At 63.1% G+C, this 12,602-nt stretch carries 14 protein-coding genes; 5 read left to right on the forward strand and 9 right to left on the reverse strand.

Annotated features, from left to right (window positions below):
• The first annotated feature begins 291 nt into the window (after nt 1–291).
• Nucleotides 292–1,161 carry a TauD/TfdA dioxygenase family protein gene (locus ACYVHH_RS12585; RefSeq protein ID WP_460565517.1) on the forward strand — a complete coding sequence of 290 codons (870 nt, stop codon included), beginning with the start codon at nt 292–294 and terminating at the stop codon, nt 1,159–1,161.
• A 22-nt stretch (nt 1,162–1,183) separates the two neighbouring features.
• Nucleotides 1,184–2,536, forward strand: coding sequence for an LLM class flavin-dependent oxidoreductase (locus tag ACYVHH_RS12590; RefSeq protein ID WP_460565518.1), 1,353 nt, complete (start codon nt 1,184–1,186; stop codon nt 2,534–2,536).
• A 53-nt stretch (nt 2,537–2,589) separates the two neighbouring features.
• Here ACYVHH_RS12590 and ACYVHH_RS12595 read toward each other — a convergent pair whose 3' ends face one another.
• The 8 genes from ACYVHH_RS12595 to trxB form a co-directional block, all read right to left on the reverse strand.
• Nucleotides 2,590–3,516, reverse strand: a complete 927-nt coding sequence (locus tag ACYVHH_RS12595; RefSeq protein WP_460565519.1) for a CysB family HTH-type transcriptional regulator — start codon at nt 3,514–3,516, stop codon at nt 2,590–2,592.
• Nucleotides 3,517–3,579: 63 nt separating this feature from the next.
• Nucleotides 3,580–3,795, reverse strand: coding sequence for a TOBE domain-containing protein (locus ACYVHH_RS12600; RefSeq protein ID WP_460565520.1), 216 nt, complete (start codon nt 3,793–3,795; stop codon nt 3,580–3,582).
• Between the two features lie 32 nt (nt 3,796–3,827).
• Complete coding sequence (locus ACYVHH_RS12605) at nt 3,828–3,992, reverse strand: hypothetical protein (protein WP_460565521.1); 165 nt, start codon at nt 3,990–3,992, stop codon at nt 3,828–3,830.
• A gap of 22 nt (nt 3,993–4,014) precedes the next feature.
• Nucleotides 4,015–4,611 carry an NADPH-dependent FMN reductase gene (gene ssuE / locus ACYVHH_RS12610; protein ID WP_460565522.1) on the reverse strand — a complete coding sequence of 199 codons (597 nt, stop codon included), beginning with the start codon at nt 4,609–4,611 and terminating at the stop codon, nt 4,015–4,017.
• A 26-nt stretch (nt 4,612–4,637) separates the two neighbouring features.
• The gene (locus ACYVHH_RS12615) at nt 4,638–5,642 is read right to left on the reverse strand and encodes a sulfate ABC transporter substrate-binding protein (protein ID WP_460565523.1); all 1,005 of its coding nucleotides are present in this window, start codon (nt 5,640–5,642) and stop codon (nt 4,638–4,640) included.
• A gap of 176 nt (nt 5,643–5,818) precedes the next feature.
• Nucleotides 5,819–5,989, reverse strand: a complete 171-nt coding sequence (gene rpmG, locus ACYVHH_RS12620) for a 50S ribosomal protein L33 (protein WP_137894875.1) — start codon at nt 5,987–5,989, stop codon at nt 5,819–5,821.
• Nucleotides 5,990–6,006: 17 nt separating this feature from the next.
• Complete coding sequence (gene rpmB, locus ACYVHH_RS12625; RefSeq protein WP_101048611.1) at nt 6,007–6,240, reverse strand: 50S ribosomal protein L28; 234 nt, start codon at nt 6,238–6,240, stop codon at nt 6,007–6,009.
• A 222-nt stretch (nt 6,241–6,462) separates the two neighbouring features.
• Nucleotides 6,463–7,410, reverse strand: coding sequence for a thioredoxin-disulfide reductase (trxB, locus tag ACYVHH_RS12630; protein ID WP_460565524.1), 948 nt, complete (start codon nt 7,408–7,410; stop codon nt 6,463–6,465).
• A gap of 148 nt (nt 7,411–7,558) precedes the next feature.
• Here trxB and ACYVHH_RS12635 point away from each other — a divergent pair, with 148 nt between their 5' ends.
• Together ACYVHH_RS12635 and lolA are read left to right on the forward strand one after the other, a co-directional pair.
• Complete coding sequence (locus ACYVHH_RS12635) at nt 7,559–9,964, forward strand: DNA translocase FtsK (RefSeq protein ID WP_460565661.1); 2,406 nt, start codon at nt 7,559–7,561, stop codon at nt 9,962–9,964.
• Between the two features lie 84 nt (nt 9,965–10,048).
• The gene (gene lolA / locus ACYVHH_RS12640) at nt 10,049–10,699 is read left to right on the forward strand and encodes an outer membrane lipoprotein chaperone LolA (protein WP_460565525.1); all 651 of its coding nucleotides are present in this window, start codon (nt 10,049–10,051) and stop codon (nt 10,697–10,699) included.
• Nucleotides 10,700–10,705: 6 nt separating this feature from the next.
• On the opposite strand, the gene ACYVHH_RS12645 is transcribed toward lolA, so the two are convergent.
• On the reverse strand, nt 10,706–11,008 hold the full coding sequence (locus ACYVHH_RS12645; RefSeq protein WP_460565526.1) for an antibiotic biosynthesis monooxygenase family protein: 303 nt from the start codon (nt 11,006–11,008) through the stop codon (nt 10,706–10,708).
• A 107-nt stretch (nt 11,009–11,115) separates the two neighbouring features.
• On the opposite strand from ACYVHH_RS12645, the gene ACYVHH_RS12650 reads away from it, so the two are divergent.
• Nucleotides 11,116–12,408, forward strand: coding sequence for a replication-associated recombination protein A (locus ACYVHH_RS12650; RefSeq protein WP_460565527.1), 1,293 nt, complete (start codon nt 11,116–11,118; stop codon nt 12,406–12,408).
• Nucleotides 12,409–12,602 lie beyond the last annotated feature (194 nt).

Below are 12,602 nucleotides of genomic sequence, written 5' to 3' on the forward strand. Positions count from 1 at the left end.
CATGCCCACCGGGCTCAACAACCAGGGGAGCATTGTGAGTGTTGTGTTCCACACGAAATGACGAAGGACCGTGGAGAGTGGGTGACAGCGCTTCACTGTAGAGACGGGGCATCCCTCGGCAAACGAATGAATACCGGTATGCATAGAGCGAAATGTTTTGCGCATGTGCAAATGCGAAACGCTTCTTCCATCCCTTTCTTGCCGACTAAAGACATGCGGATTGCTTCGTTGTAAGCGCGGCACGTGGAACCTAGAGTGAATGGGCATTCATCAACCCACTGGAGTTCACACATGTCCAAACTCAACGACATCGGTTTGCCTTACACACGCTTTGGCGTGGAGCCCTACACGCCCAACATAGGCGCGGTCATTCACGGGCTCGATCTGCGGCAGCCTCTCGACGGTTCCACGCAGGAGGAGCTGCGCCGTGCGCTGGCCGAACACGAGGTCCTCTTCTTTCGCGATCAGCATCTGACACCGCAGCAGCACATCGCCTTCACGCGAACCTTCGGCGGCGTGGCCGAGGTGAAAGCATTCTTTCCACGCGTCGAAGGCCACCCCGAGATCGAGATCGTCGAGAGCACAGCCGAACGGCCCAAGGCATCCAACAACTGGCATGCCGACATCACCTGGCGTGAGCAGCCACCGTTGGGCACCAGCCTGTACGCGCAGGTGATTCCTGCCAGTGGCGGAGACACCTTGTGGGCCAGCCTGACCAAAGCCTACGAGAGCCTGCCGTCGGCCTTGCAGGCCTACCTGGAGACGCTCACCGCCGTGCATACCTGGGAAATCAGCGGCTGGACGGAATACCTGCTCAACAAGGACGCCAGCGGTGAGCAATTGCGCGAGGCGCGCGCCAAATACCCGCCCGTGGAGCACCCCGTGGTTCGTGTGCACCCCGTGACGGGCAAGAAGATCCTTTACGTCAACTCCACCTTCACCAGCCACATCAAGGGCCTGCCTCGTGCGCAGAGCGATGCCGTGCTGACGCAACTGTTCGACCTGGCCAAGGTGCCGGAATTTCAGGCGCGCCTGCGTTGGGCACCGGGCACGCTCGCGGTTTGGGACAACCGTTCAACCCAGCACTACGCCGTGGGCGACTTCTTCCCGCAGCACCGCAAGCTGCACCGCATCACCATCACCACCGACAAGGCCTTTTGATTCAGGCGGGAGCATCAACATCATGACTCAACGCAAACTGCGCCTGGGCGCCTTCATCATGGCCACAGGCCATCACATCGCCGCCTGGCGGCATCCTGGCTCGCAGGCAGACGCCGGGGTCAACATCGACCACTACATTGAACTCGCGCAAACGGCAGAACGCGGCTTGTTCGACCAGGTGTTTGTGGCTGACAGTCCTGGCATCTGGCACCAGGGCACCGAGGAGTCGCTCAGCCGCCAGGGCAGGTTGTCGCACTTCGAGCCGGTCACCCTGTGGGCGGCGCTTTCAGCGGTCACGCGCCATATCGGGTTTGTGGCCACCGCGTCCACCACTTATGAAGACCCGTACCTCTTGGCGCGCAAGTTCGCATCGCTGGACCACATCAGCAAAGGGCGTGCGGCCTGGAACGTCGTCACCACCAGTGCCGAGAACGTTCACGGCAACTTTGGGCTCGACCAGCACCCCGACCCCGCTACCCGTTACCAACGCGCCCACGAGTTTGTGGATGTGGTCAAGGGTTTGTGGGACAGCTTTGACGATGACGCGTTCATCAGGGACCCGGTTTCGGGCCGTTACTTCGATCCGTCCAAGTTGCACGAACTCAATCACATCGGCAAGTTCCTGCGGGTCAAAGGGCCCCTCAACATCGAGCGGCCTCCGCAGGGCTACCCGGTCATCGTGCAAGCAGGCTCTTCCGAGGACGGCAAGGAACTTGCCGCCGCCACCGCTGAAGCGATATTCACCGCTTGGACCAGCCTGCCCGAGGCACAGGCGTTCTACCGTGACGTGAAGGGGCGCCTGGCCAAGTACGGAAGGCGGCCCGACCAGCTTGTGGTCATGCCAGGCATTTCGCCCGTCATCGGCCGCACCGAGGTCGAGGCACAGGCCAAGTGGGCAGAACTGCAGGCGCTGATTCATCCCTCCGTGGGGCTTGCAACGCTGGCGCCCTTCTGGCCGGGTGAGGATCTGACGAAATGGCGGCTCGACGCACCGCCGCCCTACTACCCGGAGCCGCCCAAAGGCGTGAACAGCCGTGCTCACGTCGTGATCGAACTTGCCCGCCGCGAGCGCTACACCGTGCGCCAGCTTTACGAATACCTGGCCGGTGCGCGCGGACACTGGGTGGTCATCGGCACGCCCCAGACGATTGCCGACCGCATGCAGGAGTGGTTCGAAAACGGTGCGGCTGACGGCTTCAACGTCATGCCTCCGGTGTTGCCGCAGTCCTTGAACGAGTTTGTGGATCTGGTGGTGCCGGAGCTGCAGAAGCGAGGGTTGTTCCGCACCGAGTACGAAGGGCGCACCTTGCGCGAAAACCTCGGGCTGGAGCGGCCGCAAAGCCGGCACGCCGCACGGCAGCCCAAGGTGGCTTGATATGAGGGATGGGTGCGGCATGCGCGATGCCGCACCCATTCATTTTCTGGGCATCAGGATTGCAGCAGCGCCTGCTGCACCACATCGTGCGTCAGCGTCGGCACAAAGGTTTCAATGAAACCATAGGCAAACCCGGGCAGCCAATGGCTTTTGGCAATGCCCAGGCGTGTCAGGTTGATGGGGAACAGGTGGCCAGCGTCCAGCATGCCCAGGTGCTGGTCGCGCTCCTCGTCCAGGGCAATGGAAGCGACGATGCCCACGCCCATCTCCAGTTCCACGTAAGTCTTGATGACGTCCGCGTCCATGGCCGTCAGCACCACCTCGGGTTGCAATCCGGCTGTGGCGAAGGCATTGTCAATGTGGGAGCGTCCGGTGTAGCCCACCTCGTAGGTAATGATGGGAAACCGCACCAGGTCGTGCAGCGTCACCTCGCGGCCCAGTTCCAGCAGCGGGTGTGCCTTCGGTACCACGATGCTGTGTGACCAGCGGTAGCAGGGCAGTGTCACCAGCTGTTCGTATTCGGCCAGCGCTTCGGTCGCCACGCCAATGTCTGCTTCGCCAGACAGCAGCATCTCGGCCACCTGCTTGGGCGAGCCTTGGTGCAGGTGCAGGGTCACCTTCGGGTAACGCTTGCGGAAGTCCTTCACCACATGGGGCAGGGCGTACCGTGCCTGCGAGTGTGTGGCGGCAATCGAAAGCCTGCCTTCCTCGCGGCCCTGCAGATCCTGCCCGGCACGGCGCAGGTTTTCGCTCTCCTGCAACACTCGCTCCACGATGGGCAGCAGCGTCTTGCCCGCCGTGGTCAAACCTAGCAGGCGCTTGCCGGAACGCACGAACAGTTCCACACCCAGTTCCTCTTCCAACTCCCGCACCTGACGGCTCACGCCTGGTTGGGATGTGTGAAGGGCCAGGGCTACCTCGGTCAGGTTGAAGCCGCAGCGGACGGCCTCGCGCACGGAGCGCAGTTGCTGAAAGTTCATGAAACGCTCGTGTAAACAGGCATGCGGCCCGCAAGGCCGCATGACCATCAGAAACAGAATTGTTCAGATCTTGGCCAGAGAGACTTCAGTGGATTTCACCAGCGCCACCACGTCTGAGCCGATTTTCAGCTCCAGTGCGTCCACCGAGCGGGTGGTGATGACGGATGTGACGATGCCCCATGGCGTTTCCACGTCGATCTCGGAGACCACATCTCCCCGGATGATTTCCTTGACTTTGCCTTTGAACTGGTTGCGGACATTGATGGCTTGGATGGACATGACAGTTTCCTCGGTTGGGTTGAAAAGAGAATTCAGAACAGGCCTAGCGCCCGCAGCAGCATCAACACCCCGGACACCAGCGCACAGACGCCCACCAGGATGTACACCGCCGTCTCCAGCGGCGCCATCTTTTCCGACTCTGGTGCGTCAAGTCCGTGGCGGCTCAGGTGGTTGGGAATGTCATCGTGCAGGCTCATGGGAGAAGTCCTCGTGACGTGTTCACACGCTGTAGAGGGCGGCGGCAAAAGGCACAGGCTCGAACCCCGTTGCCACTGGCGGACGCAGGCCTTCGGCCAGCAATGCAGTCACGGCATCGTCCAGCCGCTGATCAATGTCGGCGGCTGGCAGGTAGAGACCGTCATCGGTCTTGGGTATCTGCGCGTCGGTGGCGTACACACCAGGCAGGATGTGCCGCGCCCCCAGCGACTGCAGCACCGGCCGAAGTGCATAGTCCAGCGCGAGCATGTGGTGCGGGCTGCCGCCGGTAGCCAGCGGCAGCACCGCCTTGCCTTTGAGCGCGGTCTGGGGCAGCAGGTCGAGAAAGACCTTCAGCACACCACTGTAAGCTGCCTTGTAGACCGGCGTGGCAATGACCAATGCATCGGCGTTTTCAACCTGCGCAATCGCTCGGGTGATGCTTTTGTGGCCCCAGTCTGCCAGCAGCAAGGCCTGCGGCGAGAGGTCGCGTATGTGCAGGCGCCCAACATGCAGACGGCGCGGGTCTGCTTTGCGGCGCAGCCTTTCTGCCACACCATCCAGCAGCGCCGCGGAGCGGGAGTGCTCAGACGGACTGCCTGCGATCAGGAGAATGCTCATGGCTGGCTCCTTGGGGTGACAGATGTTTATTTCTTGGTGTAGATCTGGTCAAACGTGCCGCCATCCACAAAGTGCGCCTTGGCGGCGGCATCCCAGCCGCCGAACGCCTGGTCGATGGTGAACAGGTTGATCTTCGGCAGCTGCTTGGCGTACTTGGCCTGGGCTTTTTCAGAGCGCGGGCGGTAGAAGTTCTTGCCGATGATGTCCTGCGCTTCCTCGCTGTAGAGGAACTTCAGGTATTCCTCGGCCACGGCGCGCGTTCCCTTCTTGTCGACGTTCTTGTCCACCACCGTCACGGCCGGCTCTGCCAGGATGGACAGCGATGGGTAGATGAAATCCACCTTGTTGCCGAACTCCTTTTCCAGCAGGTAGGCCTCGTTCTCCCACGAGATGAACACATCACCTTGTCCACGCTGTGCGAAGGTGATGGACGAGCCGCGTGCCCCGGTGTCCAGCACGGGCACGTTGGCATAGAGCTTGGCCACGAAGTCCTTGGCTTTGGCGTCTCCACCATACTTGCGCTTGGCAAATTCCCAGGCTGCCAGGTAGTTCCAGCGCGCGCCGCCTGAGGTCTTGGGGTTGGGGGTGATCACCTTCACGTCCGCGCGCACCAGGTCGTCCCAGTCCTTGATGTTTTTCGGGTTGCCCTGGCGCACCACCAACACAATGGTGGAGGTGTAGGGCGAGCTGTTCTGCGGCAGGCGCTTCTGCCAATCCTTCGGTATCCAGTTGCCGTTGGCATGCAAGGCGTCGGTGTCACCCGCCAGGGCCAGGGTGGCCACGTCGGCGTCCAGCCCGTCGATGATGGAGCGCGCCTGCTTGCCCGAGCCGCCGTGGGACTGTTTGATGGTCACGTCCTGGCCGGTCTTGGCCTTCCAGTGCTTGGCGAAGGCGGCGTTGTATTCGACGTACAGCTCGCGTGTCGGGTCGTAAGACACGTTCAGCAGGGTCACGCTGTTCTGTGCCCATGCCGATTGGGTGAGGCCGAGCAATGCCACGGCGGAGGACAGGAGAATCTGGCGGCGTTTCATGGTGTTCCTTTCGGTGTGTGGTCAGATGCCACGCATGATGCCGGTCAGTTCTCAGAACGGGAACGAATAAAAATTCAGTTGTAAATTACAAAATCAACGAATTTGAGGGTGTGACATCCCGTTCGGGCACAAAAAAACCGCCGGGTGTGCCGGCGGTTTTCTTTGGAAGGGCTGAATCACTTCAGCTTGATTTCCTTGTACTCGACGTGCTTGCGAGCCTTGGGATCAAACTTCATGATCGCCATTTTCTCGGGCATCGTCTTCTTGTTCTTGGTGGTCGTGTAGAAGTGACCGGTGCCGGCAGTGGATTCCAGCTTGATTTTTTCGCGTCCGCCTTTGGTTGCCATGGTGCAGCTCCTTTAAATCAGGCTTGGCCACGTGCGCGCAGGTCGGCGAGCACAGCGTCGATACCGTTCTTGTCGATCAGGCGCAGGGCGGCGCCGGAGACGCGCAGGCGCACCCAGCGGTTCTCGCTCTCGACCCAGAAACGGCGGGATTGCAGGTTCGGCAGGAACCGGCGCTTGGTTTTGTTGTTGGCGTGGGAAACGTTGTTCCCGACCATGGGCTTCTTGCCCGTGACTTCGCAAACGCGTGCCATGATGGACACTCCAGTAAAAAATTAACGGCTTGCGCCGCACCTCGCCCGTGTCCTGTGTTGTGCCGCCTGCCCCACGGTTTTCGCAAACGGTGTGGACGGCTCCGGCTCGCGGGCGGTGAATTTTCTTGCCCCAAGGCAGGCCCATGAAGAAACCTTGCCCAAAAGCAAAACGCGAATTATAGCTTGCTTATCAAGGGCTTGGCAAGCAAGCCCTTGGGCGCGTCAGCCTGCGTGCTGCTCCAGGAAGCGCTGGGCGTCCAGCGCGGCCATGCAGCCCGTGCCTGCGCTGGTGATGGCCTGGCGGTAGATGTGGTCCTGCACGTCGCCAGCGGCGAACACGCCCGGCACGGTGGTCTGCGTGGCGAAGCCATTCTGGCCGCCCTGGGTGATCAGGTAGCCGTCTTTCATCTCCAGCTGGCCTTTGAAGATTTCGGTATTCGGGCTGTGGCCAATGGCGATGAAGCAGCCCTGCAGCTTGATCTCCTCGGTGGCGCCGGTCTGCACGTTCTTGATGCGGATGCCCGTGACGCCCGTGGCGTCGCCCAGCACCTCGTCCAGCACGTTGAACACCTTCAGTTCGATCTTGCCTTCGGCCACCTTCTCCATCAGCTTGTCGACCAGGATGGCCTCGGCGCGGAAGGTGTCGCGGCGGTGCACCAGGGTTACCTTGCTGGCGATGTTGGACAGGTACAGCGCCTCTTCCACGGCAGTGTTGCCGCCACCGATCACGCAGACCTCCTGGCCCCGGTAGAAAAAGCCGTCGCAGGTGGCGCATGCGCTCACGCCCTTGCCCATGAAGGCTTCCTCGGATGGCAGCCCCAGGTAACGGGCAGACGCGCCGGTGGCGATGATCAGCGAATCACAGGTGTAGGTGCCGCTGTCGCCCGTCAGCGTGAACGGGCGCTTGGACAGGTCCACGGCGTTGATGTGGTCGAAGACGATCTCGGTCTTGAAGCGCTCTGCGTGTTCCAGGAAGCGCTGCATCAGCTCGGGGCCCTGCACGCCATGCACGTCGGCGGGCCAGTTGTCCACCTCGGTGGTGGTCATCAGCTGGCCGCCCTGGGCCATGCCAGTGACGAGCACGGGATTGAGGTTGGCGCGCGCGGCATAGACGGCGGCGGTGTAGCCGGCCGGGCCGGAACCGAGGATCAGGACTTTGGCGTGTTTCATCTTGGCAGGGGGAGGCGTTTCTGGTCAGGCGCTATTGTAGAAAGCCCTTGTCCGCCCCGGTGCAGGCGCGGGTTTGGCGGTTCTGTCAGAGCATGTGCCCGGCATGGCCGTGGCTGGCCGGGGTGGGTTAAGCTTGAGCCTTGCATTTATGACGTATTCGCTCAATACCCTCAACGCCGACACGGCGCGTCCGCCCTCCAGCGGCCTGTCGCGTTTCGCTCAGGAAATCGGCCTGGTCTTCGGTGCGGCACTGCTGCTGTTCTGGCTCGTCGCTCTCCTGAGCCATTCCCCCGCCGACCCGGCATGGTCAACCTCCGGCAGGCCGGCCACCCTGCACAACTGGGGCGGGCAGTTGGGGGCCTGGGTTGCCGACATCAGCTACTACCTGTTCGGTTTTTCCGTCTGGTGGTGCGTGCTGGCTGCCTGGCGCACCTGGCTGGCGGCACTGGCGCGCTGGTTGCGCGGCCCGCTGCCGCAGGAGGCACATGACCCCGATCGCTGGTGGCACCAGCCGAATGCGCAGGGTGTGCTTTATGCGCTGGCGCTGGTGGCGTTGCTGAGCGCCAGCGCCACCCTGGAATGGACCCGGTTGCACCGCTGGGACGCCGTTTTGCCGGGGTCGTCCGGGGGTGTTCTCGGGGCGCTGCTGGGGGAGGTTGCTGTTCGCTGGCTGGGTGCCACGGGCTCGGCGCTGCTGGCCTTGAGCCTGCTGGTGTTCACCGTGGCCCGCGTGTTCCGCTTTTCCTGGGGGCAGGTGGCCGAAGGGCTGGGCGAACGCCTGGACCGCTGGTTCGAATCCCGCAGGGAGCGCCGCGAGGCCGACGAGGACGTGCGCATCGGCCAGCAGGCCGCGCGCGAGCGTGAGCGGGAAGAGGCGGCCGAATTTGCCGAACGGGTGGAGCCCGCTCCGTGGGAGGACGACGTGGCTCCGGCGCCCGAGCGCCCGGTCAAACCGGCCAAGGCGCCCAAGCCGGTGCAGATCATCGAGCCCACCCTGGCCGAAGTGCCACAGAGCACACGCGTGGTCAAGGAGCGCCAGAAGCCCCTGTTCGCAGAAATGCCTGACTCCAAGCTGCCGCAGGTGGATCTGCTCGACGCCCCCGGCAAGCAGCAGGCCAGCGTGGCGCCCGAGACGCTGGAGATGACCAGCCGCCTGATCGAGAAGAAGCTGCGCGACTTTGGCGTGGAGGTGGTGGTGGTGGCGGCACAGCCCGGCCCGGTCATCACCCGTTACGAGATCGAACCCGCCACTGGCGTCAAGGGCTCGCAGATCGTCAACCTCGCCAAGGACCTGGCTCGCTCACTGTCGCTGGTGTCCATCCGCGTGATCGAGACCATTCCCGGCAAGAACCTGATGGCGCTGGAGCTGCCCAATGCCAAGCGCCAGACCATCCGCCTGAGCGAGATTCTGGGTTCGCAGGTGTACAACGACGCCAAGAGCCTGCTCACCATGGGCCTGGGCAAGGACATTGCGGGCGTGCCCGTGGTGGCTGACCTGGCCAAGATGCCGCACTGTCTGGTGGCGGGCACCACCGGTTCGGGCAAGTCGGTGGGTATCAATGCCATGATCCTGAGCCTGCTCTACAAGGCAGACGCCAAGGACGTGCGCCTGCTGCTGATCGACCCCAAGATGCTGGAACTCAGTGTCTACGAGGGCATTCCGCACCTGCTGGCCCCCGTGGTGACTGACATGAAGCAGGCCGCGCACGGCCTCAACTGGTGTGTGGGCGAGATGGAAAAACGCTACCGCCTGATGAGCAAGGTAGGGGTGCGCAACCTGGCGGGCTTCAACGCCAAGATCGACGAGGCCAAGGCGCGAGGTGAATCCGTGCCCAACCCTTTCAGCCTTACACCCGAGCAGCCCGAGCCGCTGGAGCGTCTGCCTTACATCGTGGTGGTCATCGACGAACTGGCCGACCTGATGATGGTGGTGGGCAAGAAGATCGAGGAACTCATTGCTCGCCTGGCGCAGAAGGCCCGGGCGGCAGGTATTCACCTGATTCTGGCCACCCAGCGCCCCAGTGTGGATGTGATCACTGGCCTCATCAAGGCCAACATCCCCACGCGCATCAGCTTCCAGGTGTCCAGCAAGATCGACAGCCGCACCATCCTCGACCAGATGGGCGCCGAGGCCCTGCTGGGCATGGGCGACATGCTCTACATGCCCAGCGGCACGGGCTTTCCCACCCGTGTGCACGGCGCTTTCGTGAGTGACGACGAGGTGCACCGTGTGGTCGCCTACCTGAAGGAACAGGGTGGGGAGCCGGACTACATTGACGGCGTGCTGGAAGGCGGCGCTGGTGACGGCGAGGGCGGCGGCGCCGACCTGTTCGGCGAAGGCGGCGGTGACGGCGAGAAGGACCCGCTTTACGACCAGGCCGTGGCCATCGTGCTGCAGGACCGCAAGGCCAGCATCAGCTACGTGCAGCGCAAGCTCAAGATCGGCTACAACCGCGCAGCGCGGCTGCTGGAGGACATGGAGAACGCGGGCCTGGTCAGCGCGCTCACGTCCAGCGGGCAGCGCGACATCCTGGTAGCGCCGCGCGGTGACTGACGCATGGCCCTGGCGTTTACAGGGCCTTACACCTTGACCCTGGCCGGACGGAACCCGCGCCGCCAGCCTCTGCTCTGACGATCCATGCGCAACCTCAAGACATTTCTGGTTCTGGCCACCGCCGCTTTGTTGGCCTTGTCCGGCCCCGCCCGGGCCGACGGCCTGAGCGACCTGGAGGCCTTCCTGAAGCAGACCCAGCAGGGGCGAACGACGTTCACCCAGGTGGTGACACCACCGAAGAAGGACGGTCAGGCGCAGCCGCGCAGCAAGACCAGTAGCGGCACCTTCGAGTTCCAGCGCCCGGACCGCTTCCGCTTTGAATACACCAAACCTTTTGAGCAGACCATCGTGGCCGATGGGCAGACCCTGTGGCTGTACGACGTGGATCTGAACCAGGCCAGCTCACGCAAGCAGCAGGAGGTGCTGGGCAACACCCCGGCGGCGCTGCTGGCCGCTGCGGCCGACCTGAAGGCACTAAGCAGGGTGTTTGAACTCAGCAGCGTGGCCAGCCAGGACGGCACGAATTGGGTGCAGGCGGTGCCGCGCCAGCGCGACGGCCAGCTGCAGCAGGTGCGCATCGGCTTCAAGGATGGTCAGCTCGCGGCACTGGACATTCTGGACAGCTTCGGCCAGCGCTCACTCATGACGTTTGGCACCATCGATACCCAGACCCCATTCAAGCCCGGGCACTTCCGCTTTACGCCGCCAGCTGGCGCCGAGGTCTTGAAGCAGTAAAGCGATTCAGGCCGACTTGCAGACCAGTTCCAGGTGCTCCACCACGGGCGGCTGCAGGAAGTAGGGGCCGACGATGGCGCGCCACTCGGTGAACGCCTCGGATTGGCGGAATCCGACGGTGTGGTCTTCCAGCGTGGTCCAGTAGATCATCAGCACGTAGCGGCCAGGGGTTTCCTGGCTGCGGTTGACCTTGTAGCCGCAAAAGCCCTTGGCCTTTGCAATCACGGTGGACGCGCCCCGTTCGATGGCGGCTTCGAAGTCGGCGGCGCGGCTGGGGTCGATGCGGATGTCTGCGTGTTCAAGGATCATGGTTTGCGCGGGTTGTGACGAAAACAGCCCTGCATTGTCCGTCAAGCTGGCGGCGCCGGGCTGGGACACAATCGGGGCAAAGCACCTGCATACGATCCCACCATCCCGTGACAGTGAACGTCCCACACATTCCCCTGGCTGAACGCCTGCGTCCCCGCAACCTGTCCGAGGTCATCGGCCAGCAGCATCTGCTGGGTGAGGGCATGCCTCTGCGCATGGCGTTCGAGTCCGGCCGGCCTCACAGCTGCATTCTGTGGGGGCCGCCGGGTGTGGGCAAGACCACGATCGCCCGCCTGATGGCGCAGGCGTTCGATGCCCAGTTCATTGCCATCAGCGCGGTGCTCGGCGGGGTCAAGGACATCCGCGATGCAGTGGAAAAGGCCGAGCACGCGCGCACGGGTTTGCACGCGCAGCCCACCATCGTGTTCGTGGATGAGGTGCACCGCTTCAACAAGAGCCAGCAGGACGCCTTTTTGCCACACGTGGAAAGCGGCCTGTTCACCTTCGTGGGTGCCACGACCGAAAACCCATCGTTCGAGGTGAATTCCGCACTGCTGTCGCGTGCGGCGGTTTACGTGCTGCAGCCCTTGTCTGAAGCCGATCTTGACCAGCTGATCCAGCGCGCGCAGGCCCTGGGGGCGGTGCCCGAACTGGAAGATGCCGCCCGCCACCGCCTGCTGGCGTATGCCGATGGTGATGCACGCCGTTTGCTGAACACCCTTGAGACCCTGGCCGTGACGGCGCAGGCCCAGGGCATCGGCGAAATCAGTGATGCATGGCTTGTGAAGGTGCTGGGCGAGCGCATGCGCCGCTACGACAAAGGGGGCGAGCAGTTCTACGACACCATCAGCGCCTTGCACAAAAGCGTGCGTGGCTCGGACCCCGACGCGTCACTTTACTGGTTCGTGCGCATGCTCGACGGTGGGACCGACCCGCGCTACATGGCGCGCCGCTTCATCCGCATGGCGGCGGAAGACATCGGTCTGGCCGATCCGCGTGCCCTGCGGCTGGCGCTGGACGCCGCCGAGGTGTACGAGCGCCTGGGCAGCCCGGAAGGCGAGCTGGCGTTGGCCGAGTGCGTGGTGTACCTGGCCGTGGCCCCCAAGAGCAATGCGGTCTACAAGGCGTTCAACCAGGCTAAGGCCTTCGTCAAGCAGGATGGCACCCGCCCGGTGCCCATGCACCTGCGCAATGCACCCACCAAGCTGATGAAGGAGCTGGACTACGGCAAGGGCTACCGCTACGCTCACGACGAGCCCGGCGCCTTTGCCGCCGGGGAGCGGTATTTCCCCGACCAGATGGCGCCTCAACGCTTCTACGAACCGGTGCCGCGCGGTCTGGAAATCCGCATTGGCGATAAGCTGAGGGAGCTTCGTGAGCGTAATGATAAGTTAACCTAATGATTTGGTCTTCTTGCTGATGGAGTGAGACTCGGCCCGGAAATTGCAGGGTAAACCCGAACGGGGCTGGGGCAAATACTCAGGCCGTCACTTCGGGGCATGGCTAAAATCCGCGCACCGACCCGCCACCAGCCTGCACGATTAGGCTCAAGAGGCGGGTTTTTTGTAGACCCGTGGGTAAGACGCACGGGTGG

It is taken from the genome of Hydrogenophaga aquatica (assembly GCF_054780915.1).

Coding starts and splice junctions, on each gene's coding strand:
- ACYVHH_RS12595 (WP_460565519.1), bottom strand. CDS start 3,516: ATGAACTTTCAGCAACTGCGCTCCGTGCGCGAGGCCGTCCGCTGCGGC.
- ACYVHH_RS12605 (WP_460565521.1), bottom strand. CDS start 3,992: ATGAGCCTGCACGATGACATTCCCAACCACCTGAGCCGCCACGGACTT.
- lolA (WP_460565525.1), top strand. CDS start 10,049: ATGCGCAACCTCAAGACATTTCTGGTTCTGGCCACCGCCGCTTTGTTG.
- ssuE (WP_460565522.1), bottom strand. CDS start 4,611: ATGAGCATTCTCCTGATCGCAGGCAGTCCGTCTGAGCACTCCCGCTCC.
- ACYVHH_RS12590 (WP_460565518.1), top strand. CDS start 1,184: ATGACTCAACGCAAACTGCGCCTGGGCGCCTTCATCATGGCCACAGGC.
- rpmG (WP_137894875.1), bottom strand. CDS start 5,989: ATGGCAACCAAAGGCGGACGCGAAAAAATCAAGCTGGAATCCACTGCC.
- ACYVHH_RS12600 (WP_460565520.1), bottom strand. CDS start 3,795: ATGTCCATCCAAGCCATCAATGTCCGCAACCAGTTCAAAGGCAAAGTC.
- trxB (WP_460565524.1), bottom strand. CDS start 7,410: ATGAAACACGCCAAAGTCCTGATCCTCGGTTCCGGCCCGGCCGGCTAC.
- rpmB (WP_101048611.1), bottom strand. CDS start 6,240: ATGGCACGCGTTTGCGAAGTCACGGGCAAGAAGCCCATGGTCGGGAAC.
- ACYVHH_RS12615 (WP_460565523.1), bottom strand. CDS start 5,642: ATGAAACGCCGCCAGATTCTCCTGTCCTCCGCCGTGGCATTGCTCGGC.
- ACYVHH_RS12585 (WP_460565517.1), top strand. CDS start 292: ATGTCCAAACTCAACGACATCGGTTTGCCTTACACACGCTTTGGCGTG.
- ACYVHH_RS12635 (WP_460565661.1), top strand. CDS start 7,559: ATGACGTATTCGCTCAATACCCTCAACGCCGACACGGCGCGTCCGCCC.
- ACYVHH_RS12645 (WP_460565526.1), bottom strand. CDS start 11,008: ATGATCCTTGAACACGCAGACATCCGCATCGACCCCAGCCGCGCCGCC.